The organism is Lactobacillus kitasatonis DSM 16761 = JCM 1039, from assembly GCF_000615285.1.
Taxonomy (GTDB): Bacteria; Bacillota; Bacilli; order Lactobacillales; family Lactobacillaceae; genus Lactobacillus; species Lactobacillus kitasatonis.
Genome location: NZ_BALU01000011.1, coordinates 1 through 24,445, shown reverse-complemented (window position 1 = coordinate 24,445; position 24,445 = coordinate 1). Strand labels below are relative to the sequence as shown.

17 protein-coding genes, 4 tRNA genes, 2 pseudogenes, 1 riboswitch and 1 other annotated feature are annotated in these 24,445 nt (G+C 37.9%); of the genes and pseudogenes, 5 read left to right on the top strand and 18 right to left on the bottom strand.

Features of this window, described 5'->3' with window-relative positions:
* Positions 1 to 279: 279 nt before the first annotated feature.
* From JCM1039_RS07635 to JCM1039_RS11185, 3 genes and pseudogenes are all read right to left on the bottom strand, one after another.
* A complete protein-coding gene (locus JCM1039_RS07635; RefSeq protein WP_025015303.1) occupies positions 280 to 954 on the bottom strand; it encodes a L,D-transpeptidase in 675 nt (224 codons plus the stop codon).
* Between the two features lie 132 nt (positions 955 to 1,086).
* On the bottom strand, positions 1,087 to 1,935 hold the full coding sequence (locus JCM1039_RS07630) for an NAD(P)H-hydrate dehydratase (RefSeq protein ID WP_025015302.1): 849 nt from the start codon (positions 1,933 to 1,935) through the stop codon (positions 1,087 to 1,089).
* Position 1,936: 1 nt separating this feature from the next.
* Positions 1,937 to 3,233 (bottom strand): annotated as a pseudogene (locus JCM1039_RS11185) (serine hydrolase).
* A gap of 88 nt (positions 3,234 to 3,321) precedes the next feature.
* Between JCM1039_RS11185 and JCM1039_RS07620 the strand changes: the two are divergent.
* Together JCM1039_RS07620 and JCM1039_RS07615 are read left to right on the top strand one after the other, a co-directional pair.
* Positions 3,322 to 3,405 (top strand) — tRNA-Leu (locus tag JCM1039_RS07620).
* A 125-nt stretch (positions 3,406 to 3,530) separates the two neighbouring features.
* Positions 3,531 to 3,872 (top strand): PspC domain-containing protein, encoded by a 342-nt coding sequence (locus JCM1039_RS07615; RefSeq protein WP_025015301.1) that lies wholly within the window; start codon positions 3,531 to 3,533, stop codon positions 3,870 to 3,872.
* A 295-nt stretch (positions 3,873 to 4,167) separates the two neighbouring features.
* Here the strand turns inward: JCM1039_RS07615 and JCM1039_RS07610 are convergent, their stop codons facing one another.
* Positions 4,168 to 4,581 (bottom strand): cupin domain-containing protein, encoded by a 414-nt coding sequence (locus JCM1039_RS07610; RefSeq protein WP_025015300.1) that lies wholly within the window; start codon positions 4,579 to 4,581, stop codon positions 4,168 to 4,170.
* Positions 4,582 to 5,094: 513 nt separating this feature from the next.
* Between JCM1039_RS07610 and JCM1039_RS07600 the strand changes: the two genes are divergently transcribed.
* Complete coding sequence (locus JCM1039_RS07600; protein WP_025015299.1) at positions 5,095 to 5,520, top strand: PAS domain-containing protein; 426 nt, start codon at positions 5,095 to 5,097, stop codon at positions 5,518 to 5,520.
* A gap of 68 nt (positions 5,521 to 5,588) precedes the next feature.
* On the opposite strand, the gene JCM1039_RS07595 is transcribed toward JCM1039_RS07600, so the two are convergent.
* Positions 5,589 to 7,235: a putative polysaccharide biosynthesis protein gene (locus JCM1039_RS07595; RefSeq protein ID WP_025015298.1), complete on the bottom strand. Its 1,647-nt coding sequence runs from the start codon at positions 7,233 to 7,235 to the stop codon at positions 5,589 to 5,591.
* Positions 7,236 to 7,328: 93 nt separating this feature from the next.
* Entirely contained in the window at positions 7,329 to 9,743 is a 2,415-nt protein-coding gene (gene leuS, locus JCM1039_RS07590; RefSeq protein WP_025015297.1) for a leucine--tRNA ligase, read from the bottom strand.
* Between the two features lie 42 nt (positions 9,744 to 9,785).
* Positions 9,786 to 9,969 (bottom strand) — a binding site (T-box leader).
* A 63-nt stretch (positions 9,970 to 10,032) separates the two neighbouring features.
* On the opposite strand from leuS, the gene JCM1039_RS07585 reads away from it, so the two are divergent.
* Positions 10,033 to 10,695 (top strand): phosphatase PAP2 family protein, encoded by a 663-nt coding sequence (locus JCM1039_RS07585; protein WP_025015296.1) that lies wholly within the window; start codon positions 10,033 to 10,035, stop codon positions 10,693 to 10,695.
* Between the two features lie 53 nt (positions 10,696 to 10,748).
* Here JCM1039_RS07585 and JCM1039_RS07580 read toward each other — a convergent pair whose 3' ends face one another.
* A complete protein-coding gene (locus tag JCM1039_RS07580; RefSeq protein ID WP_025015295.1) occupies positions 10,749 to 11,960 on the bottom strand; it encodes an NAD(P)/FAD-dependent oxidoreductase in 1,212 nt (403 codons plus the stop codon).
* Between the two features lie 19 nt (positions 11,961 to 11,979).
* Complete coding sequence (locus JCM1039_RS07575) at positions 11,980 to 12,879, bottom strand: prenyltransferase (RefSeq protein ID WP_025015294.1); 900 nt, start codon at positions 12,877 to 12,879, stop codon at positions 11,980 to 11,982.
* 73 nt (positions 12,880 to 12,952) lie between these two features.
* Here JCM1039_RS07575 and JCM1039_RS07570 point away from each other — a divergent pair, with 73 nt between their 5' ends.
* Positions 12,953 to 13,933, top strand: a complete 981-nt coding sequence (locus JCM1039_RS07570; RefSeq protein ID WP_025015293.1) for a polyprenyl synthetase family protein — start codon at positions 12,953 to 12,955, stop codon at positions 13,931 to 13,933.
* A 4-nt stretch (positions 13,934 to 13,937) separates the two neighbouring features.
* On the opposite strand, the gene cydC is transcribed toward JCM1039_RS07570, so the two are convergent.
* From cydC to JCM1039_RS07520, 10 genes and pseudogenes are all read right to left on the bottom strand, one after another.
* Positions 13,938 to 15,686, bottom strand: a complete 1,749-nt coding sequence (gene cydC / locus JCM1039_RS07565; protein WP_025015292.1) for a thiol reductant ABC exporter subunit CydC — start codon at positions 15,684 to 15,686, stop codon at positions 13,938 to 13,940.
* A pseudogene (cydD, locus tag JCM1039_RS11180) lies at positions 15,676 to 17,393 on the bottom strand (thiol reductant ABC exporter subunit CydD). The gene cydC and the pseudogene cydD overlap by 11 nt, the downstream one beginning before the upstream one ends.
* 1 nt (position 17,394) lies before the next feature.
* Complete coding sequence (cydB, locus tag JCM1039_RS07555; RefSeq protein WP_025015291.1) at positions 17,395 to 18,411, bottom strand: cytochrome d ubiquinol oxidase subunit II; 1,017 nt, start codon at positions 18,409 to 18,411, stop codon at positions 17,395 to 17,397.
* Positions 18,412 to 19,848, bottom strand: coding sequence for a cytochrome ubiquinol oxidase subunit I (locus tag JCM1039_RS07550; protein ID WP_025015290.1), 1,437 nt, complete (start codon positions 19,846 to 19,848; stop codon positions 18,412 to 18,414).
* A 354-nt stretch (positions 19,849 to 20,202) separates the two neighbouring features.
* Positions 20,203 to 21,663 (bottom strand): MDR family MFS transporter, encoded by a 1,461-nt coding sequence (locus tag JCM1039_RS07545; RefSeq protein ID WP_025015289.1) that lies wholly within the window; start codon positions 21,661 to 21,663, stop codon positions 20,203 to 20,205.
* A gap of 24 nt (positions 21,664 to 21,687) precedes the next feature.
* The gene (metK, locus tag JCM1039_RS07540; RefSeq protein WP_025015288.1) at positions 21,688 to 22,887 is read right to left on the bottom strand and encodes a methionine adenosyltransferase; all 1,200 of its coding nucleotides are present in this window, start codon (positions 22,885 to 22,887) and stop codon (positions 21,688 to 21,690) included.
* Positions 22,885 to 22,978, bottom strand: a riboswitch (SMK box riboswitch). Its footprint overlaps the gene before it by 3 nt.
* Before the next feature lie 68 nt (positions 22,979 to 23,046).
* Positions 23,047 to 23,119, bottom strand: a tRNA-Val gene (locus JCM1039_RS07535).
* 5 nt (positions 23,120 to 23,124) lie between these two features.
* Positions 23,125 to 23,196 (bottom strand) — tRNA-Glu (locus JCM1039_RS07530).
* Positions 23,197 to 23,346: 150 nt separating this feature from the next.
* Positions 23,347 to 24,234 carry a metal ABC transporter solute-binding protein, Zn/Mn family gene (locus JCM1039_RS07525; protein ID WP_025015287.1) on the bottom strand — a complete coding sequence of 296 codons (888 nt, stop codon included), beginning with the start codon at positions 24,232 to 24,234 and terminating at the stop codon, positions 23,347 to 23,349.
* 110 nt (positions 24,235 to 24,344) lie between these two features.
* A tRNA-Ser gene (locus JCM1039_RS07520) sits at positions 24,345 to 24,435 on the bottom strand.
* Positions 24,436 to 24,445 lie beyond the last annotated feature (10 nt).

The following is a 24,445-nucleotide window of genomic DNA, read 5'->3' as shown; positions in this document are numbered from 1 at the left end:
AGCCTCTTTCTATTATCTAGAAAGAGACGAGTTACTAACCCGCGGTACCACTCAAATTGATACAAAGTATCCGCTTATTTAAATCATTATTTTAATCAGTTAAACACGCCTTCATTATTCTCTGATATCCAACTTCCACCAACTTGGACTCGCTAAAACAGAAAAATAACTACTACTTTTAACCTACTAGCAAAGATGATTATAACAGGAATGATAAAGGCGTGCCACAAATTTTAACGAAAAAAGCAGATATGACCATTTGCATATCTGTCTAATTTTTTAATGATTCTTGATGACCACTTTAGTACCATTAGGAATATTATCCATAATCCACTTAGAGTCAGGAACACTTAAACGAATACAGCCGTGAGAGCCTTGCGTTCTACCTAATTTAGCAGTTTCCTTTAAATTGTAGCTGCCATCACCTTTAGTAGGTACAGAGTGGAATAAGTAAACATTATCAGGACTCCAGCTTGTCCAGTTGTTAGCCCCTTCTCCTAAATTATAATTGAAGAAACTATCGCCGCGACCGTTTTGAATCTTGTAAGTTCCAGTTGGCGTAAGGGATTTTCCCTTTTTGTAAATCCCTCCCGTAGATAACATTGTGTAAAGAACTTTGCCTTTTCTCAGCAAATAAGTCCGGTTACCTTTTAAAGATACTCGCAAGGTTAAATCTTGTTCATTTGGCTTAATCTTAGGATATTTTTTGATTTCACTTTTCTTTTTCCAAGTGCCTTCTTTTCTTAAATCCTTAGGATCTTTATATGGACGAAAAATTTCTGTATTTTGTTTAGCCTTTTTCTTAGCTTTTTTCTTTGGTTTAGTCGTCTTACTTTGAGTGGTAGCTGCTTCTTGAGAGATATCAGACTTTGGTGCGCAACCTTTAGCTAAACCGATAATTGCTCCAAAAGCCAATACGATACTGGCCACTCCAATAATAATGTTTTTCTTCATAAACGTGTTGATCTTCTTTTTTAAAAATAATCTTAACTATTATAATTAATGCTTCGCGCATATTAAAGCGTTACGCTAAAAAAACATCCCTGAATCGGGATGCTATTTTACTATATTAAAATTTTAACATGTTTACGATAATTCTGAATACTTTTTCATTAATTTAGGCAATACTTTAGAAACCTCAGTTGGTTTAACAACGTAGTTATCCTTATTAATTAAATCGCCAGCTAGAGAATGAATGTAAACAGCTGCCAAAACAGTGTCGACGCTTGGACCAAATTGAGCTACAAAGCCGCCGATAATACCGGCAAGCGTGTCGCCCATGCCGCCAGTTGCCATACCTGGATTGCCCAAAGGGTTAACGAAAACTTGACCTTTGCCATCATAGATATGGGTATGATTTGATTTTAAAACCAACATCGCATTACTATCTGGAATTAGTTGGTTCAAAGCATCAATATTGGCACTATCTGTTTGAAATGGAATTCTAATTTGACTCAATCTTTGCCATTCCATTTGGTGCGGCGTAAGAATTAAATGGCCTGCATTCGTTGGTAAAAGCGATTTATCTTCGCTAATTAAATCAAGTGCACTTGCATCTAAGACGACAGTTTGCTTTTCTGAAGTACATCTTCTCAAAATAACCATGATTTGCTTAGCTAAGTCTGACATACCAAGGCCCGGACCACAAATAACAACGTCCATATTTTTGATCAAATTAGCTAGCTTGGCATCCCGCCAATCAATAAACATCGCTTCAGGCAAACGTGCATGGAGTGCAGTTAAATTAACCGGGTGAGTTGCGACAGCAGTGAGGCCTGCACCACTATTTACCGCTCCTGAAGTCGACATAATAATGGCGCCACCATAGTTTTCACTACCGCCAATTAAAAGGATTCGACCATAATCACTCTTATGTGTATCACTTGATCTCTTCGTAATAACCTTTTTTAATATCGCTTCAGTAATTTCAGTCATTTTATCTGCCTCCGAAAAGCCAACGCCAAATTCTTACAAAGAAGTTCACTTTGCCGTTAGCTGATAAAGCCTTAGCCTTAACATTCATGCCGTTAGGGTTTGACAAAGAAACAATCTTTTCATTGCCAGACTTGAATTGGTAATTGCCGATTGTTTGATCTTTGGTAATTGGTGCTTCAACAGTCTTTTTATCTAAGCTAGCTACTAAAGTCTTGCCATCTGCTGGATCCCAAATAGTAGTTCTGTTCTTCAAGCCCAAGTTAGTAGTTGCGTTGTCACCGTCAGTAACCTTAATTGACTTAGCACCATTCATTTGACTGCCAGCAGTCATCGTAATTGGACGATACTTGTTGAAAATAAAGCTCATCAACTTCTTAGTTGGATAAAACGTGATGGATCGGTACCGTCTTGGTGACGTGCACCCATAACTACAGTGATCAAACGTGCACCGCTGTGTTCAACTGTACCGATAAAGCAAGCACCTGCAGCATTAGTGGTACCAGTCTTTAAACCATCAACTGGGTATGCTTCGTCATATTGAGAAAGACCCTTAAGCATCCAGTTGAAGTTAGCCATCTTAGTAACTTTATTGCCATCCTTAAAGTTTAAGTGGGCAATCTTAGTTGTGTCCAAAACTTCTGGGAAATCTTTGATCAAGTTTTGTCCGATAATTGCCATGTCTTTGGCTGACATAGTGTTTTCATCGTTCTTGTTAACGCCAGGGTAAGCATCCTTGCCTAAATTACCATTAGGTAAACCACAAGCGGTGTAGATTTTGGCATCTTCAATGCCCCACTTTTTAACTTGCGCACGCATTTGATTAATGAAAGCTTTTTGTGAGCCGGCAATGGTTTGACCCAAAAGCATTGCGGCACCGTTAGCTGATTCAATTAACGTTGCTTGGTAAAGTTGTCTGATAGTGTAAGAATGTCCCATTTTAAGTGTACATTTGAATATTCAGTGTTGTTAGCCACCTTTACGATTGGAGCGGTTGGCTTTACTTTTTGGTCCCATGATAACTTCTTATTCTTAATTGCTTGTAAAGTTAAATAAACAGTGACCAATTTGGTCATTGAAGCAATTGGTAAGGTTTTATCTGCATTTTTGGCGTATAAAATTTGACCGGAATCGCTATCGATAGCAATAGCAGACTTAACGTTCAAATTAAGTTGATCAGCTTGGTAGCTGCTAGTAGCGTCGGCATGTACTGGCGTTGTGAAAGCCGCCCCACATGAAATCAACGAAATTGCAGCAACAAAACTAATAAAAGTTCGTTTTATCTTTTTACTAAAAAACATGAAATTCCATCCTTTTAAACAATAAAGTATATTTATGCTTACATTTTACCAAATATTTGGTATGATTATTCATGTACATGAGAAAAATGCCCGCTTGGCGGAATTGGCAGACGCGCAGCGTTCAGGTCGCTGTTCAGGTGACTGAGTGAAGGTTCGAATCCTTTAGCGGGCATAGGATGGAGTCTAGCAGGGATGCTAGACTTTTTTATTCATGTAATCTCCAGACATGCTTCTCTAACAACTTCTGCGGTATAATTACATATATAAAATAGCGTTATTAGAAACGAGGCTATTACTATGCAAAAGAGATTAACAAAATCACAAAATAAAATTTTAGCTGGTGTTTTTGGCGGTATTGCCGATTACTTCAACTTGGATCCAGCTTGGGTAAGAATTATTGGTGCTGCTTTGATCATCTTCACTGGCTTCTTTCCTGGTACTGCACTCTACATTATTGCTGCGATGGTAATGCCTGAGCCTAATGAAGTTGCTCCAAAAACGGAAAGACATGAAACCGATTATCAAACCGGTCGCCCTAATACAATGAACGGTAACTTTACCAAATCTGACGATAATGCTGATAGTGATCACGATGACGAAGATAAGAAATCTGACGATAATCAAAACAGCGAGAACTAAAAAAGACGGTCTTAGGACCGCCTTTTTTAGTAACCACATATAGATAAAGCAATTAATAATATGTGTGGATTTACTACTTATTTTTATTAAAAACGTTGATATGTCAACGTTTTTGACGCTGTTTCACAAGTGAGATTTTTAAGAATCTTTATTTTTCAGAGATGTAAGCGGATAGCTGCAAAAATATTTGCCTGCATTTTTGTTTCATTTGCTTATTTTACAGATACTTTTCCACAATTCTCAAAAATATAGGCTGTATAATTTTTCCACTCTGATTTTTTATTTATAGGTATTATTATTTCAAGTTGTTGTAGTATTCTGGGTCTATATCTTCATACCAAGTAGTCTTAGCCTTGTCAGTATCAGCCATGATTGAAAGGTGTGAGAACCATGAATCCTTAGCTGCACCATGCCAGTGTCTAGTGTTTGGTGAAACAACGTAAACGTCACCTGGGGTCATCTTGTGAGCTGGCTTACCCTCTTCTTGTACCCAGCCTTCACCAGCAACACAAACTAAGATTTGTGGAACTGTGTGTTCATGCCACTTGTTAATATAGCCTGGTTCAAAGTTAACATTTGCAATGTTGCAGTTAGCTTTGGTTGCAAGTGGGTTTAAGTAACTTTTACCGGTGAAATACTTTGCGTATGCATCGTTTGATGTACCAAAACCAAATGGAGTATTCTTTACTTCTTCTTCATTCTTAGCCATATTATTATCCTTCTTTTCTTTATTGATTGATTATCATTTATTTCAATTAATATTCTATTTTCAAAAGAGGGATTTGATAAATATTTATAATTACTAGTCAGTTATAACTTTTACTTATAGTAAATGTTATAATAAAGATCCTTGGCAGGGGCACTAAAGACGATTTAAATTAAATCGTCTTTTTTCTCATCTTTTTATGAAAGCGCTTTTATTATAATGAATTCTATGTTAAAGTAAATGGTGTAAAGGATAATATGAATTGGAATAAACATTATGATGTTTATTCTTCAGATAAGGAGATGGCTTATTATGACAGCCACTATTGGAATTACTTTTTTAGCACTTGAACTAATTGGAGTCTTTATTTTAACTGCAATTACTCCTGACTAATTTTTGAAAATATTCTGCTTTTCTAATAAAAACCTTCAAGATTCGAGCATGAATTTTGAAGGTTTTCTTATTTAAGTGATAAAACTATAGGTAAATAATAATTAATTAGAAAAGAAGAAAAATATGGATCAACAAATTAAATTAGATGGTGGTCACCTATCACTTACTGAATTAAATGCTATTTTTAAAACTATTCCACAAGAATTTGATGTCTTAGATGCTAACGATATTGTAGTATGGTCATCAATGAATCAGGATCGACTTTTTCCACGGACTGAAAAAGATATTGGTAAAACTGTCTTTGAAGTCCACCCTGGACATTCTCAAGGCAGAGTTAAAGCTGTCTTAAAACAAATGCACGATGGCAAAAGAAATTCTATTTCAATCAATATCACCAAGAATGATCAACCAGTAAATATTTCCTTCTATAGTCTTCATGACGACAATGGAAAATATTTAGGATGCGTTGAAGTAACTCAGTCTACACAAAATTATCAAATTAAAGGCAGCAAATGGCGCAACTTTTTAAACATGATTAAGAAGAAATAAAAACTAAGAAACAAAAATACGTCATCTTCTATTCAAATGTAGAAGATGACGTATTTTTTATTCAATTTTTAACCATGGATGTGAAACTTAACCAAAATATTTTCGATTCGACTACCCATAATCTTTTGGGCCAAATCAGTCTTCAATGCAGCAAAGCTATAAAAGACAATACCGACACCGACTGATAAAATCACTAGAATCAGAGCCGTAATTCTATGATCTGGATTCAAGAATTTGCCTAAACTCATTTCCACTAATTTAACAATCAAGAACATTCCGATTGAAAATGCGGTAATCCCGATTAATCTGCGGCTAGTTCTATTCAAGTTGAAATTGTATTGCACCTCTAAGTGTTTAAGTGATAAAAGTACAATTACCAATAAACCAAGGTTAGTAGCAACCAGCGGTCCATAGATCTTGAATAAAAAGATCATTGGGAACTGCAAGATCCCTTTTAGAATTAAACCTAAGACTAAATATTTAATAGCCAGGCCATTTTCTGATAAACCTTGCAAAATTGCCATTAATACTGTAAACAATCCCAAGCTAATTGCAGTAAATGCGGATAAGTAAAGCACATTACTGCCAAGTGGATCTGGGCCATAAAAGACAGTATAAATTGGTCTACTAATAGCTGCCATCCCAAATGCGGCTGGAATCATAACGAACAAGAACAAATCCATCGTGTTAGCAATTTGTCTAGAGATGCTTCTGAAGTCGCCCCTTGTATGTGCTGCTGATAAAAGCGGAATTGCAGTTACCGCCATCGCACTAGCCAAAGAAACGATAATCATAATTAACTTGTTAGCATTCAAACCAAACAGTGCGTACCAGTCTTCAATTGTATCTGAGCTAGCGTGAACCAAACCAGCAATCATTGGGTGGAAAGTATATTGGTCAACCAATGAGAACAAGGTAATTCCTGAATCAATAATGATAAATGGAATAGCCTGTTCAATAATTTCCACAAATAATTGTTTGGTTGAAACTCGCAGACGATTATTGGAATGAGCAACTAAGCTATCTAACTGCTTTTTTCTTGAAAATAAGAACCAGACAAGCAAGCCGATACCAAATGCGGCACCAACTGCGGCAGCTAAATTAGATTGAATAACTGCGTGGACATATGAACCATGCTGCACTTGCATAATTACAAAGGCAGTTAACAGCATCCATACCACACGCGCAAACTGCTCCACAAATTGCGACATGGCACTCGGCATCATATCCGCGTAACCCTGGAAATATCCACGCGTAATACTCAAAATCGGAATAATCAAAATGGCATAAGACAAGCTACGCATAACCGCAACCTGTCTCGGATCGCTTTGACTCCCATTTGACGCCAAAAGCGGCGAGACAAAATACATAATCGCGGCCGATACGACACCCAGGATTGCCATTAGGACTAATCCTCTATGAAATAGCTTACGTCCAATACCATATTCGTTTAGCGCATTGTACTTGGCTACCTGCTTGGCAATTGCACCGGGAATTCCAGCAGTCGAAATTAGAATAAAAATGGTATAGATATTATAACTTCGCGCCGTCAACGCATTAGCAATATTCCCATATGCACCCATCCATGCATACCATGGAATGATATATAGCGCACCTAGAATTCTTGAAGCAATCGAACCAAAGGTCATCCATGCGGAGCCTTTTAGAAACGTATTTTGTGTATCTTTGCTATTTAAGTTATTTTCTTCTTCCATGAATTTTTCCTAATAAGAAGTATTAACTAATTAATTATCACGCAATTTAAGCAATAAGTATAAAACTTATTGTTCTTTTAGGAAAAACTTAACTTATTTAGCTACGATGTTAACGATCTTATTTGGTACGACAATAACTTTCTTGACGTCTTTGCCTTCTAAGAATTTTTGAACGTGTGGAAGTGCCATAGCTTGCTTTTGAACGTCGTCTCTATTAGCATCCTTAGCTGCTTGGAATTTACCACGAAGCTTACCGTTGACTTGAACCATGATTTCAACAGTTGATTCAACTAACTTGGCTTGATCGTAAGTTGGCCACTTAGCGTAAGTAATTGATTCATCATGACCAAATACTTGCCAAATTTCTTCCATCATGTGTGGAGCAACTGGTGCTAAAAGCTTAACAAAGCCTTCTGCGTATTCCCGTGGAATAGTCTTAGCCTTTTGTGCAGCATTGATGAAGACCATCATTTGAGAAATAGCAGTGTTGAAGTGAAGTGCGTCAAAGTCTTCGGTTACCTTCTTAACAGTTTCTGCATAAACTTTATCAAGTTCGCCATCGTTTTTATCAACGATTCTTTCTTGAGAAATTGCCTTAAGGTCGAGGTCGTTAACGAATAAACGCCATACACGGTCTAAGAACTTCTTAGTTGAAGCTGGACCATTGTCGTCCCAATCGATTGATGCATCAAGAGGTCCCATGAACATTTCGTACATTCTAAGTGAGTCTGCACCGTATTCATCGATCACGTCATCTGGGTTAACAACGTTACCCTTTGACTTAGACATCTTTTCGTGATTCTTCAAAATCAAACCTTGGTTGTACAAGCGTTGGAATGGTTCCTTGGTTGGAACAACACCCAAGTCGTAAAGAACCTTGTGCCAGAATCTTGCATAAAGAAGGTGACGAACGGCGTGTTCTGCACCACCAATGTAAAGATCAACTGGAAGCCATTGCTTAAGTAAGTCATAGTCAGCTAATTCTTTATCATTGTGTGGATCAACATAACGAAGGTAGTACCAGCTTGAACCTGCCCAGTTAGGCATAGTGTTAGTTTCACGCTTACCTTTTCTACCGTTTTTATCAACTACATTTACCCAGTCAGTCAAGTTAGCCAATGGACTTTCTGGAGTACCTGATGGCTTAATGTCAGTTGCATGTGGCAAACGAAGTGGCAATTGGTCTTCAGGAACAAGAGTAGTTTCACCATCTTCCCAGTGAATAACTGGAATTGGTTCACCCCAGTAACGTTGACGAGAGAAGTCCCAGTCACGAAGCTTGTAGTTAACCTTCTTTTCACCACAGTTGTGGTCTTCAAGCCAGTCAACCATCTTCTTCTTAGCGTCTTCAATGTTTAAGCCGTTTAAGAATTCTGAGTTAATGTGTGGACCATCTTCAGTGAAGGCCGCCTTAGTAATGTCGCCGCCTTCAAGTACTGGATTAATTGGCAAACCAAACTTGGTAGCAAAAGCGTAGTCACGATCATCGTGGGCAGGAACTGCCATTACGGCACCTGTACCGTAGCTTGCTAAAACATAGTCTGAAATCCAGATTGGAACTTCCTTGCCGTTTACTGGGTTAATTGCGTAAGCACCAGTAAAGACACCAGTCTTGTTCTTGTTCAAGTCAGTTCTTTCAAGGTCTGATTTTGATTCAATCTTCTTGATGTAGGCATTAACTTCGTCTCTGTGTGCATCAGTAGTAATTTCTTGTACCAACTTGTTTTCTGGAGCAAGAACAGTGTATGAACAACCGAATAAAGTATCAGGACGAGTAGTAAAGATATCGAAGGTCTTGTCGCTGCCCTTAATCTTGAAGGTTACTTGAGCACCAACTGAACGGCCGATCCAGTTTCTTTGCATTTCCTTAACTGGTTCTGGCCAGTCCAAGCCATCAAGGTCTTCCAAAAGACGGTCTGCATATGCAGTCATCTTAAGCATCCATTGACGCATGTTCTTACGGTAAACTGGGTAACCACCACGTTCAGTCTTACCATCGATAACTTCTTCGTTTGCAACAACAGTACCTAAATCTGGTGACCAGTTAACTGGAACTTCGGCTTCATAGGCGAGGCCCTTCTTATACATTTGTTCAAAGACCCATTGAGTCCACTTGTAGTAGTTAGGGTCTGAAGTGGTAACTTCACGGTCCCAGTCATACGAGAAACCTAACTTGTTCAATTGACGCTTGAAGTTAGCAATGTTGTTCTTAGTAACAACTTCTGGATCTTCACCAGTCTTTAAAGCGTATTGTTCAGTTGGCAAACCAAATGCATCCCAACCCATTGGGTGAAGCACGTTGTAGCCTTGTGCACGCTTCATTCTAGAAACAATATCAGTTGCAGTGTATCCTTCTGGGTGACCTACGTGAAGTCCCTTACCAGATGGGAATGGGAACATATCCAATGCATAATAATTCTTCTTATTGGGATCAGTACCTGTCTTAAAAGTATCGTGCTTTGCCCAATAATCTTGCCATTTCTTTTCAACTACTTTGTGGTTATACAAATCATTTACTCCTTTGCAAAATAAAAAGCCCTATGAACTAAATCATAGGACGAAATAATCGCGGTACCACCTAAGTTTCACATAATGTGACACTTAATTTGCTCCTTAACGCGGATGGCAACGATAGGTTCTTATACCAGGACGAGTTCGTAATTCTATTCTAAGGCTTCGCAGCAACCAGCCTCTCTCTGAAAAAATATTCTTACTAATACTTCCTGACCTTTATTTTCTTATAGATAATGATTATAATTTACCACAAATGCTAAAAATTACAAGAGGGGTGCACTTTTTGATTAATACAAAAAATCCACCAAGAGACACCTTAATCCCAGGTGCTATTTTTGTGGTCATCTATGCTGCGTGGGCGATTTTAGTTTCATCGAGCTCACAATTTATCCATAGTTTTGACAACGCAGTAATTAGTATGGTTTGCAACACAAATCCGGCTAACGTTGCTTTTGCCAAAACTTTTACCAATTTAGGTAACACCAACGTAATCACGATTGAAACGATTATTTTATTCATCATTTTAATCGTCTTTAAGCAATACGCCTACGCGTTTTTCACGGTGGGAGTAATGATCTGCGCTAACGGTTACAACTGGATTATCAAACATGCCGTTCAACGGCATCGTCCACTTGTCCACCACCTGGTTTATGCGGATGGCTACAGTTTTCCATCTGGTCACTCAGTTGGTAGTGCAGCACTGTTTGGAGTTTTAATTATTTTGACTATTTTACTAGTGAAAAGCAAGTTCTGGAAAACATTATTGATCATCATTTGGGCACTATTCCCAATCTTGATTGGCTACACTAGAATCTTCGTTCACGTTCACTACCCATCAGATGTGTTTGGTGGTTGGATCGAAGGAATCACCTTTTTCTTACTTGGTTATTCATTCTTATACCACTTCTACATTGAGCCAAAAATGATGGAGCACAAACGAAAATAAGCGATAAAAAATAAGCATCAACTGATGCTTATTTTTTTGCATTCGTTTTTCTTTTAATGATACAAGTCAAAACGACCAACTGATAATGTTTCCTTTAAACCACCAGTTTCCATCAATGACTTATCAATGATGATTTTCTTCAAAGCTGAAGCCATATATCCTTTGTATCCGTGGCCCATTGCCTTACCTGCAGCCTTAGTTTCACCCACTGCTACAACTACACCTAAATCATGGTAAACGTACTTTGAAGGTCTTGCTTGGCCGTTTATGCGGCTTCTAATATCCTTAGCAGCATAGTTTGCCATTGAAAGAGCCATTTGAGCTGTATTTGGCCATGGCCACTTTTTACCAGGGACCATAACGCTGGAAACATCCCCAAGAAGGTAAATATCATCACTTTCAGGAGCAGTTAAATGATCGCTGACCATTACTCTGCCACGACGATTCTTAAAGCCTGATGCCTCAATCACGGGACTGCCGCTGAAGCCCATCATCCAAATTCTAGTACCTGCTGGGATTTCCTTGATTTCATCAGAATCTTTCATTTTATATGAAACGGAATGATCTGAAACTCCTTGCACAAAGGCTGGATTAATAATTTCAATACCATTTTTCTTAACTAAACCAAGTGCATAATCTAAGAGCTTACCTTGGAACATTGGCAAAAGAACTGGTGAACCATCCAGCATCTTGATCGTAATGTCCTTAGCATCTGCCCCGGCCATCTTGGCAAAGCGTGGACGTGCTTCGGCTAAGGCACCTGCTAATTCGATTGCCTGAAAGCCAGCACCACAAATCACAATTGACAAATGCTTTTTATCTTTATCCTCACGATATGCTTTCATTTCTGCATAAATATGATCACGAATTGCTTGTGCTTCCTTAACATTGCTCATTGGCAAAGCATTTTCTTTAGCACCTTGAATGCCCATATCGTTTAAGACCCAGCCTAAGCCAACTACCAAATAGTCATAGCTAAGCGGTGCATGATTCTTTAATTCAACGTTCTTTTCTTTGATGTTGATCTTTTCTACTCGATCGACAATTAATTCAGTCATATCTTTGTCAAGCACATCACTTAACTGATAAGACATTCTCGTATATGGATAACTGCCTGAAGCAACCTCATAGAGTCGCATGGTTTCGTAGTGGTATGGATTTTGATCAACTAAGATAATTTTTACTTCTTTGTGCAATTTCTTTTGTAAAGCAATAACAGTTTTCAAACCTGCATACCCTGCACCTAAAACAACGATTGTTTTCATAATAATCCTCGATTTCTAGCTAAAGCAAAACGCCAATGATGTAAGTAATTGAATAAGTTAAAGCACCTACTAATAGCGTTTTGACTGCACAAATAAACGTTTCAGTTTTTACCTGTTTTTGTAACAGCAATTTGTTTTGCTTATAAACAAACGGTACAATTAAAACTGTTAACCAGACAGTGGCTGGTGCAATTTTCAAAAATGGTAAAACAATGATGACTAAAAACGCCAAGACATTTTTCACACTGTAAGCAGTCAATGCGGCTTTTTTACCAATGAAGTGTACGATTGTCTTACGATGATTGTCTTCATCTTCTTGCGCATCACAGATGTTGTTGGCTAGCATTAAATTAGAAATCCATAACTCGTCAGCTAGAGCCAACAAGAAGACTTGGCCAACACTAAGCCAGTTCCAAGCAAAGACCTGATAAGCATTCAGATAAACGCTCAGCAGTACGATCATAAAGCCCATAGTAAAGCCTGAAGCTAACTCACCTAAGGGCAAGCTTGAAATCGGGTGTGGACCAGATGAATAACCAAAACCAATAAAGTAACAGAAGAGACCCATCCATAGAACTGCCCAACCAGTTTGTGAAGCTAGCCAAATTCCGATAGCAGCTGAAATTAGTGTCATGCTGATAATCAGATTTCTGACTAACTTAGGATCGATATTTTCTCGACCAATAATGTTAGTTTTTTGTTGGTAAGATTTACTATCTGCGTGATAATAGTCATTATAATTATCCAACATATCTACTACCATATTGAACATAAACATGGCAATGAAGAAGACAATTGATACGCCCCAGTTAATGGAATGATAATAATATACACTGAAACATAATCCCAGCGAGAACGGCATCACGCTAGCCGGTTTCGCCTTGATTTCTACCAATTCTAAAAATGTACTTATTGACATCAAGACACTTCCTCTCAAAGATGTCTAATTATTTATAATAATTATAGTTTTATTTAGTTAAGGAACCTCATCAATGAATAATTCTAAACCATGGAAAAAATATCCTCTGATCGCCAGTGAGCTTGAAGAGGTCAACCAATTCATTCAGAAGACCATCAAGACACCACACAAGAGCTTGCAAACTGCTTTATTGCAAATGGCAGATAACGGTGGCAAATATTTACGACCTAGTCTGCTTTTGCTTGCAGCTCATGCAGTGGGCAAAGCTAACAAGCAAACTATCAAGTTAGCTTCATCCATCGAAATTTTACACATGGCCACTTTGATTCATGATGATATCATTGATGACTCCGACGAACGTCGTGGCAACGTAAGCATTCAAGCTGCTTTTGGTAAAGATGTAGCAGTTTATACTGGCGATTTACTCTTTACCGACTTCTTCGACTTGATGCTTAACGCCATTGATGAAAATGAATATCTCGTTCGCAATGCGCAAACGATGCGCAAGATTTTAAACGGGGAATTAGGTCAGATGGCTGAACGTTTTAATCTAAAACAGACACTAGATGACTATCTTAGTGATATCAAAGGTAAAACCGCCGCTCTCTTCCGTTTAGCCGCTGAAGAAGGTGCCCATTTTGCTGGTGGCAATATCGATCAAAGCAATGCTCTAGCACAATTTGGTGAAAACTTAGGCATTGCCTTTCAAATTGTCGATGACATTCTTGATTACAGCGGTGGCAAGCAGTTAAACAAACCAACGCTAGAGGATTTAGCCACTGGAGTCTATTCTCTGCCACTTTTGCTTGCATTAAACCAACCTGCACTAAGAGATAAGCTGCTACCTTTACTTAACAAGAAACGCCAAATGACTTTAGCAGATATGCAAAAAGTACAAAGTATTCTGTTAGACAGCACTGTTATTGACGATAGTCACAAGTTAGCCCGTCAATATGCGCAAAAGGCAATTGATAACTTAGCCATTTTTAAACCTAATCCTGCTGTTTTATTACTTAAGAAATTACCTAGCACGCTGTTAACACGCAGCTTTTAGTCGATCAAAGTCCTTGATCGGCTTTTTTCAATTCACGATAACGTGGATTTTGCCACAATTGTTCTGGCGTACCCTGCATGGCAATTTGACCGTCTTCGATAAAAATAACCTGATTCATTTTTTCAATACCTTGCAAATGGTGAGTTATCCAAATCAAAGTTTTACCATTCAGTTGCTTCATAAAAGTTTCAATGACAGCTTGCTCTGTAATTGGATCTAGACCTACGGTTGGTTCATCTAGCAAAACGATAGGCGTATTTTTCAAAAGAATACGAGCTAAAGATAAGCGGTGCCGCTCACCACCTGAAAAGCGCAATCCCGCTTCTTCTACTTGCGTCTCCAGCTTTTCAGGTAAAGCCTCGATCGTCTTTTTCAAACCTACTCGGTCAAGTACATCCCAGAGTTGATCATCACTTGCCTCTTTATTACCTAAGCGTAGGTTATTAGCAATTGTCGTGTTGAACAAATATGGCTTCTGATTAATGACGCTAAAGTATTTCGGCATTTGATCGCCAAACTTTGTAACATCGATACCATTCAAATCAATTTGTCCTTCAGTTGGCTTTCGATCACCTCTTAATAAGGCAGCCAAAGTACTCTTGCCTGCTCCGCTTTTACCCAAGATCGCAATCTTTTCACCAGCATGAATATCTAAATTAATACCACGTAAGATTTCTTTCTTAGTATGTGGATAAGTATAGTGAATATTCTGAATAGTTAAATTATATGGTGCTGCAATTGACAGCGCCTTTTCTTTTACCTTTTGATCAGGATCAGGCAGGTTATTCAATCTAACTAATGACTTTTGATAAACATTTGTTTCCTGTGCTGCCGTTGGTAAACCGGCCAAAGCTTCATTGAGTGGAAAGGCCGCCAAAACAAAGGCTGCAATCCAGTTAGTTAATGGACTCTGCTGACCACCAAATTTAGCTGCACCCCAGATAATTAAGCTAATAACTATCAGCAAAAAGAGCATCTGCATCAAGAAATTGCGGAAGCGTTCAAACTTCTTCATCCTTTGGTGAACGTCCAATAATTTTTCTCGACTATCAACGTGCAACTGTAAGAATTCCTGACTTCTGCCAGCAAGCATCCAATCGGTTACACCCATGACATTGTCAGTCAGGTCAACGTAGAGCTTGTCTTGTGCAGCTTTTTCATAATCTTGCCGTGCTCCATTAACCACAATTGACCAAATAGGAATTGTAAAAATCATTAAACCGAAGGTAACTAGCATCCACAATCCCATCAGCGGTGATAAAATGCCTAAACTGATGACAATAATGGCGTAAAGTCCCCAGGCCACGAACATCGGAAAGATTGACCGTAAGTAAAGATTTTGAATGTGACTAATATCATCTGAAAGCAATCCTAATACATCCCCCAGCTGATATTTACTGTTAAATAATGCCGCGTCTTTTTCCAAGGCATCATACATCTTTTGTCTAAATTTAGACGTCATCCGCAAAACCCAGTTATGACTGACAATTCTTTCAAAATACTGAATCGCTGGTCTAGCAATTCCAAACGCTCTTGTTAAAACTATTGGTACATACACTAACAAAATATTTTCTGGACGTGTGGCAGATTTACTAATTAAAAAGCCTGCACAAAACATCAATCCTGCACCACAGACAAAAGTTAAAATTCCTAAGAAAATAGCTAAAATTAATGTCTTTTTGTAACGGTACAAAAATGGTTTTACCCAGCGATCATGTTTTAACGCTTTAATAATTGGAATTTTATTGTTCATCATGATCGCCTCTCATCTTTTCTATCAATTTGACAAAGTAGCCATTTTTCTTTTCCAGTTCGTCAAAGGTTCCTTGTTCCACCAATTTGCCATGATCCATTACCAAAATATAATCCATCTCTTTCATCCAGTGCAGCCTATGCGTAGCGAAAATCACTAGATGATCTTTCATTAGTGGCAACATTTTTTTCTTCAAGTCAACTTCAGTTTCAATATCCAGATGGGCTGTAGGCTCATCGAAGATCATGACTTTACGTTGTTGATCTAGAAAGGCGCGGGCCAAAGCAATTCTTTGTGCTTGTCCTCCAGATAAGACACGCTTGCCTTGACCGATAATCGTATCTAAACCATCTGGTAGTTCCTTTACCAAATCATCCAAACCAACTACATGAATTGCTTGCCTAATTTCATTATCAGAAGCCCCCGGAGTATAAAAGGCAACATTATCACGCAAACTTGCAGTGAAAACATAGGGATTCTGTGGAATATAAATCAATTGTTTGTGCCAGTCAGGTATGTTTAATGTTTTCGCATCTTGTTTCTGAATTGTAATTTCGCCATTTTTTGGAGTTAAAAAGCCACTAAGCAAATTAATCAAAGTTGACTTGCCCGAGCCACTCATTCCGATTACGCCAACTTTTTCATAGCCATGAATATTTAACGAAACAGGACCTATCTTACTGCCTTTTTCATATTTAAAATTCATATCTTTAATTGTTAGTTGGTCGTCTTGACTCCATTGACTTAATTGCAATTCTTCTACCGGCTCTTTTGGTGCTTGATCAATTCATTGATCCGATGAAAAGCATTTTTTCCATTCAAGGTTGCGTGAAAATCACCGGCAAAATTACGAATCGGCAAAAAATATTCCGGCGCCAAAATCAAAATCGCTAAAGCTGGGAAAAGCGTAATCTTACCATTTAACAAATTAAATCCAAGATAAACGGCAATCACAGCAATCGATAAAGTAGTAAAAAAATCTAGTGCAAACGTCGATAACATTGCGACACGCAAAACAGCCATAGTTTTACGTCTAAAGTTTTCGCTTAAATGAAAAATACTGGTGGAATAGCGCTTGCTCAAGCCCAAGTATTTCAATGTATCAATTCCGCGCAATGAATCAATAAAGTTATTAGACAATATCTGGAAATTACCAAATTGTTTAATCGCCTTATCTTGTGCCGCATGTCCCAGAATAATCATAAATAGTACGATTAGTGGGTACATGATTAATAAGATCAGCGCACATTGCCAATTGACGAAGAGCATTGCAATAAAAAGCAAAACTGGCACGATCATCATCGTTAAAACTTTGTTATAGATCAGTTTAATGTAATTGCGAACTTCATCAATTCCATCTAGCGCCATAGTAATTAAACTGCCTGTTCCCTGCTTTTGGACTAAGGCCTGACCTTCATTAAAAACTTTGCTTAATAACTTCTGCCGCAGCTTTTCTGATTCCTGGTTGGAATAATGGCCCAGCATTTTATCCTGAAACCAATCATTTAACTGCCGACCAGTAAAACAAAGCGCAAATAGCAGTAAGTACAGCCAGTTCAGCTTTTTTCCCTGCCAGAGAATAGTCAGAACCATACTTAATGATAGAGCTTGACCAATAATCAAAAAGGCTTGCAGAACTTCAAGCACTGCAAGCCTTCTAACAATTGCACCAGCACCATCAAGTTTAAAAAGGTGTTGATCAATCATATTAATATCCTTCTCCTATTGCAGGCATTTCAATTCTCTTGCGGAAAATCCAGTATGACCAAATTGTGTAAGCCAAAATACATGGAATTAAAATTATTGTAGCAATCGTCATCACAATTAATGTGTAATTAGATGATGATGCGCTTTGAATCATCAAATCATATTTACTACTGATTGATGAAATCATGACTCTTGGGAATAATCCACAGAAAATCAAAGCAACTAATGACACCAAGGTCAAGCCACTAAAGAAGAATGCCCAGCCTTGTTTGTTAACAAAGTTAGCTACATGACCTGCTACTGAAAAGCCCACGATCAAAACCAAGCAAAGCAAGGTCAAAATTGGGTGTACTTGCAAGAAGTCAGTTTGGAACAACAAAAGTAGTGCAAAGATAACTTCACCAACATAAAGCACCCAGTAAAGAGCTTTAGAGTAGTTTTGTGCACGATCACTTATTACGCCTTTAGTCTTTAAAGCAATATAGTTCAAACCATGCAAATATGTTAACAAAGTTAAAGCAATACCGCCGACAATTGAGAACCAGTTAAAGTAGTCAAAGAAGTGCGCGGTCATATCGCCGTGAGCATCAAGTGGCATCCCTTTAATCATCGAAATAAACATCACGCCTAAAAAGAAAGGTGCAATAAAACTACCAATGGCCATTGCGTTATCCCAAAATGGTTTACGTGGCTCAGGGCTCTTGGCACGAAACTCAAAAGAAACACCACGAATAATTAAACCTACAAGGATAATAAGCAAGATCAGGTAATAGCCTGAGAACAATGAAGCATACCAATATGGGAATGATGCAAACATCGCACCACCTGCCGTAATTAGCCAAACCTCGTTTGCATCCCAAACCGGGCCAATCGTAGCAATAATTTGACTTCTTTCTTTCTCATTATGACCTAAAGTCTTAGCGGCCATTCCGACTCCGTAGTCAAAGCCATCAAGAAAGAAGAAACCACTGAATAAAACTCCAATTAATATGAACCATAGGATTTGCAAGAATGACATTTAAAAGGCCCCCTTTGCAAATGGATCTGTTTCCTTATCACTAGTTTGGCCCTGCATAGCCAATTCTTCAGGATCATTGTGTAAGAAGCGAACAATTAAGCTAATTAAAATAATAGCTAAGCCGGTAAACAAACAGAAGTAAACAATATTCGATGTAAGTAGTGAAGCAACTGAAACATTTGGTGAAACACTTTGAGCAATGGTAAATAGTCCATAAACTGTCCAAGGAGCACGACCAAGTTCAGTAATTAACCAACCACAAGTATTAGCAATAAATGGTGTAAAGGTCATTAAAGCTAATACCCATAGGCACCAACGATGCTCATAAAGAGTTTGCTTCTTCTTACGAGTCAAAATTAAGCCCACAATTGAAACAAGAGCCATCAATGCACCAAATCCTGCCATAAAGCGGAAGCTCCAGAATAAAGTGTTAACTGGAACATAATAGTTCATCTTATGGCCATCAATATGAGTACCATACTTCTTTTCCATTTCTTTATTGACTTCTTCCATCCCTTTAACAGAACCAGTAGTACTGTGGTATGAAAGAATACTCAACATATCTGGAATTTCGATTTTACCTTTAACTTCATGAGTCTTAGTATTAGCAAAACCAATCATCGTCCATGGAGCTTTTTCACCAGTTGTCTTATATAAAGCTTCTGTTGCTGCAAACTTCATTGGTTGTTCATGAACCAAGTATTGCATTTGGACATCCCCCATGCCAATTGAGCCAATGGAGAAAATAAGCATCAATGTTAAACCAATGCGAATTGTCTTATGATAAATTGCTTTATTAATATCAGACAATGTCCGTTTCTTCAAAAGTTGGAAAGCTGCTAATCCAGTAATAATTGTGGCACCTGTCAAAATTGCGCCAGTGATTACATGACCGAATTCAAACATTAATTGTTTATTGGTCAAAAGAGCACCGAAGTTAACCATTTCGGCACGACCATTTCTAATGGCAAATCCGGTTGGATGTTGCATAAATGAGTTAGCAGTTAAAATCCAAACTGCAGATGTGATCGTCCCAAAGACAATCATCCAAATAAAGAATAAATGTAAGCCTTTCTTAACTTTGTCCCAGGTAAACATCCATAGTCCAATAAAGGTTGATTCGATGAAGAATGAAAGTAATGCTTCAAATGCAAGTGGTGCACCGAAGATATCACCCATAAATCTTGAATAGTCGGACCAGTTCATCCCAAATTGGAATTCCTGAATAATACCTGTTACAACTCCCACTGCAAAGCTCAAAAGAAATACATTTCCCCAGAACTTTGTCATTTTCTTATATTCAGGCTTGCCAGTATGAACATACATAGATTCCATAATTGCTACAACGAACACCGTACCAATTGAAAATGGTACGAAGAAAAAGTGAAAGATCGTTGTCATAGCAAATTGAAATCTCGCTAAACTAACAATATTCATTTTTAGCGCCTCCATCATTTCCTATTACATACGTCTCTGCCTAAAATAACATTAATTATTTTGTTCAACTTAAGTGTACAGCCTCTTCTTTTTACTTTCAAGCCGGCTATTAATGCGCTTTCAATAATGTTATCTTATTTTAGTGTTAGCTTTGCTTTTTAATTATAACATTATGCGTTTGTTATCCAGTTTCTTTCAAAAAGAGCTAAAGAAAAAAGACTAGTTTTAAGGCTGTCAATAAAAAAGAGTACTTTTATAAAAATATATATTTTATTTTAAAATTTTAAATGAGCTAGTTTGTTATTCTATTTTCAAGCAAAAAAGCCAGATATCTTTGTGATATCTGACTTTATTTTATTTATTTATAATTTTACGGTCTTTATATGTCTGGTTTAACAAAATTGAAATTATGATAACAATCATTGAAACAACATAGACTGCTTTCAAACCACCTAAAAGTATTTGACGCAATTGTGGTACAACATTGCTTGCTAAAGTCTTGGCGTTTTCTGCGGAAACAATCTTGTTCATCATTTCCTGTGTTAGCCCTGGATGTTTTGTTAGACCTTTAGCTACCATCGCATTAAAAGCAATACCGTAAATGGAGACCATCATTGTTTGTCCCAAATATTTCATCAAGGTATTAAACGACGTAGCTACACCAATATCGTCCTTTGGAACTAACACTTGCGACCTTACCTGTGAAGCCGTCGTAATCGCACCAAAGGCAGTTCCGTTGAATGCAGCAACGATGCAAAATACCCAAAATGGAGTATAAATTGGTACTAGAATCAAGACTAAATCCGCAGCTACTAAAATTCCTAGCATGTAATCATACGTCTTTTTGATACCCCAACGACCTAGCATTCCGCCAATCAAGAATGAACCAACAATCCACATCAATGAACTTGGCGTTACGGCAAAACCGGCCAGTGAAGCATTAGTACCATTAATTCCCTGCATCCAAGTTGGAATATAGAATTCAAAGCCGATAACTACACCTGAGATAAGTAATGTGATTATGTTTAGTGCAAAGAACTCTTTATCTTTTAGCATCGAGAGCGGCATTATTGGATCTGCTGCGCGCTTTTCTGCCCTAAAGAATAGAATTACAGATACTACAATCAAAACGGCTAGAGCGGCCATAACTAACATATTCGTGCTGCTACCTAAATCTTGCAAGAAGAACATTAAAGATAGAAGCAACAATACTAACCAGACTGTACCTTGCAAGTCCAATTTTGAACTCGATTTATGCTTAGGTTCTCTTAAATATATAAGTACTAATAAAAACGCAATAATTCCAATTGGCACATTAATATAAAAGACCCAGTGCCAAGATAGATGTTGCACAATAAATCCACCTAAAAGCGGAGCAATAACTGAAGCCACTCCCCAGAAGCCCGAGTTAAGTCCTAACATTTTAGCGCGTTTTTGCAAAGTATAAAGGTCAGCGATAATAGTGATTGCGACTGGCTGAACTGCTCCTGAACCTAGTCCCTGAATTACTCTAAATAATATCAGTTCAACCATGTTTTGCGCTAAGCCACACAAAGACGATCCAATGACAAAAAGTGCAATTCCAAACAAAAAAACTGGCTTCCGCCCAATGCTATCCGCCAATTTTCCGTATAAAGGAGTCGAAACAGCCGTCATCAGCAGAAAGATCGATACAACCCAGTTCATAATTTCTAGCCCATCAAGGTCTGAAACTATTGTAGGCATTGCAGTAGAAACGATCGTTCCTTCAATAGCGGTCATAAACGTTGTCATAAAAATCGCAAGCGTGACTACAGGCACGTTTGTTTTTTTCATTTATTATTTACTCCTCGAATATTTTTATTGATGATCTTTAATATAATCAAGCAAATCTTGAGTCTTATCGGTCTTTTCCCATGGTAAATCGACATCTGTTCTGCCAAAGTGACCATATGCAGCAGTTTGTTCGTAGATAGGACGACGCAAGTTAAGCATCTTAATAATGCCGGCTGGACGAAGATCAAATACGTTGCGAACTGCTTCAGTTAAAAGTTCATCGTCAACCTTACCTGTGCCGGCAGTATCGATCATGATTGATACTGGGTGAGCCACACCGATGGCGTAAGCAAGTTGAACTTCACAACGATATGCAAGACCAGCAGCTACGATGTTTTTGGCAACATAACGTGCAGCATAACTGGCACTACGGTCAACCTTTGTAGGATCCTTACCTGAGAAGGCACCACCACCGTGACGAGCGTAACCACCGTAAGTATCAACGATAATCTTACGACCAGTTAAACCTGAGTCACCCTTTGGACCACCAATAACGAAACGGCCAGATGGGTTAATTAAGAACTTAGTATCTTCATCCAAGTATTTAGTAGGAATAACTTCTTTGATTACTAAGTCAATCATTGCACGACGAATTTCTTCGTTTGAAACTTCTGCATCAGTTTGAGTAGAAATAACTACTGTGTCCACACGAAGTGGATTATTATTTTCATCATATTCTACAGTAACTTGAGCTTTAGCATCTGGACGAAGCCAGTCCAAAGTATGATCTTTTCTAAGTGCAGCTACACGTCTCATCAAACGGTGAGCAAGTGAAATTGGTAATGGCATAAGTTCAGGTGTTTCTTTAATAGCAAAACCAAACATCAAACCTTGGTCACCTGCACCGATTTGATCTAACTCGTCGTTATCGGACTTGTTTTCTCTAGTTTCAAGTGAGTGATCAACACCACCAGCAATATCAGGTGATTGTTCATCAATATCAACCATTACGGCACAGTTATTGCCATCGAAACCTAATTCTGGACGGTCATAACCTATTCTTAAAATGGTTTTACGTACGACGTCTTGGATATCAACATATGCATTAGTTGAAATTTCACCAAAGACAAAAACCATACCTGTAGTTACGATCGTTTCACATGCTACGTGTGAATTAGGATCTTTCTTAAGCATCACATCCAAAATTGCATCTGAAATTTGGTCAGCAACCTTGTCTGGATGTCCTTCAGAAACTGATTCTGAAGTAAACAAACGTCTTTCCATATTAGTCCCCCTATATAGACATTGGCTATTCGGTTACAAGGCATCTTCACTAGTTATCAACTAATGAATCCTCTCAGGACTTGAACCGATAAAATTATTACTTTCGTTCGCTCTTTTGCATAAAAAAAAGACTACCGCCTCTGCGGTAGTCCCGAACGATGGAGGATACAGGGCTCGAACCTGTGACCTCCTGCTTGTAAGGCAGATGCTCTCCCAGCTGAGCTAATCCTCCATAAGTGACCCGTACGGGATTTGAACCCATGTTACGGCCGTGAAAGGGCCGTGTCTTAACCACTTGACCAACGGGTCATATCTCTTAATCAAGAGCACTTTATTATAATAACTAATTAAGTTTCAAAAGTCAAGAACTTTTTTCAACTTTTTAAATCTTAGTTACCTAAGTGACATCTCAATCACAACGTTTATTATATTACCTGATAACTTGATAATATGCAAGGGTTATTTTGAAAAAATATCAAATAAATTTTGATAATTGTTTTTCATCCAATGATAATAGTTTGTGCCATTAGGCATAGTTTCTCTTACCTTCAATACAGGTATTTGATTTTGATTAGCTAATTTAACCATACCATTGACTGTGCTACTTGAAGCCTGGACGTTATTCACGAAGAAAGAAATCTTCTTATGCTTAATTGACTCCTGCATATTGTGAACGACTTGCGCACTAGGATCAGTTTCATTCTCTACTGCTTCTTCAAAGGCAGGATTACCAATCTTAAAGTGACAGCGTTCAAGTGCATAGTCAAATACTGGTTCACTAACATATACAGGCTTAGCATGCTTTGCATCAATTTTTGCAGCAAGCTGCTTTATACTCTGAATTTTATTTAAATAGGTTTGACCATTTTTTCTAAAATATGATGCATGTTTAGGATCAATCTTGCTAGAACGTTTGACAATGTAATTTACGTATTTTTTAGGCATATCTAAGTTATACCAGATATGAGGATTATCGCCCTGCTTTAATCCCATAAGCTCTTCGCCCACCTTGGTCATATGAATATCATTCGAATCAGCTAATTTTGTCATCCAATCATCATAGCCTAAGCCATTAGAAATTACGATATTTGCATTAGCAACTTCTTTAGCTGAATTAGTAGTAGGCTCAAAATCGTGAGGATCCGTATCTCCATTTTTGATAATGGCCTGTACCTCCCCATGTTTACCTACCACATTCTTAGCAATATTTGCGTAGATATTGGTTGATGTCACGATATCAACTTTATGATTGTTAGTATTTGCCTCTCTTTTGGTAGAACATGCAGTTAGAGTTAAAACCAGTACTAATAAAGTTGTAATTAATAAAATTGTTTTCTTTAACTTCATGTGAACTTCGCTCCTTTTAGAACCATTATAAAGGATTAGCTTTATTATATTAAGGTAAGTAAAACAAAAACCGCCTTAGAATCTTCTAAGACGGTTTTCTTAATCCATTACGGAGTGTGAGGGATTTGAACCCTCGATACAGGTATAAGCCCGTATACATGATTTCCAATCATGCTCCTTAAGCCACTCGGACAACACTCCATAAAAAGTA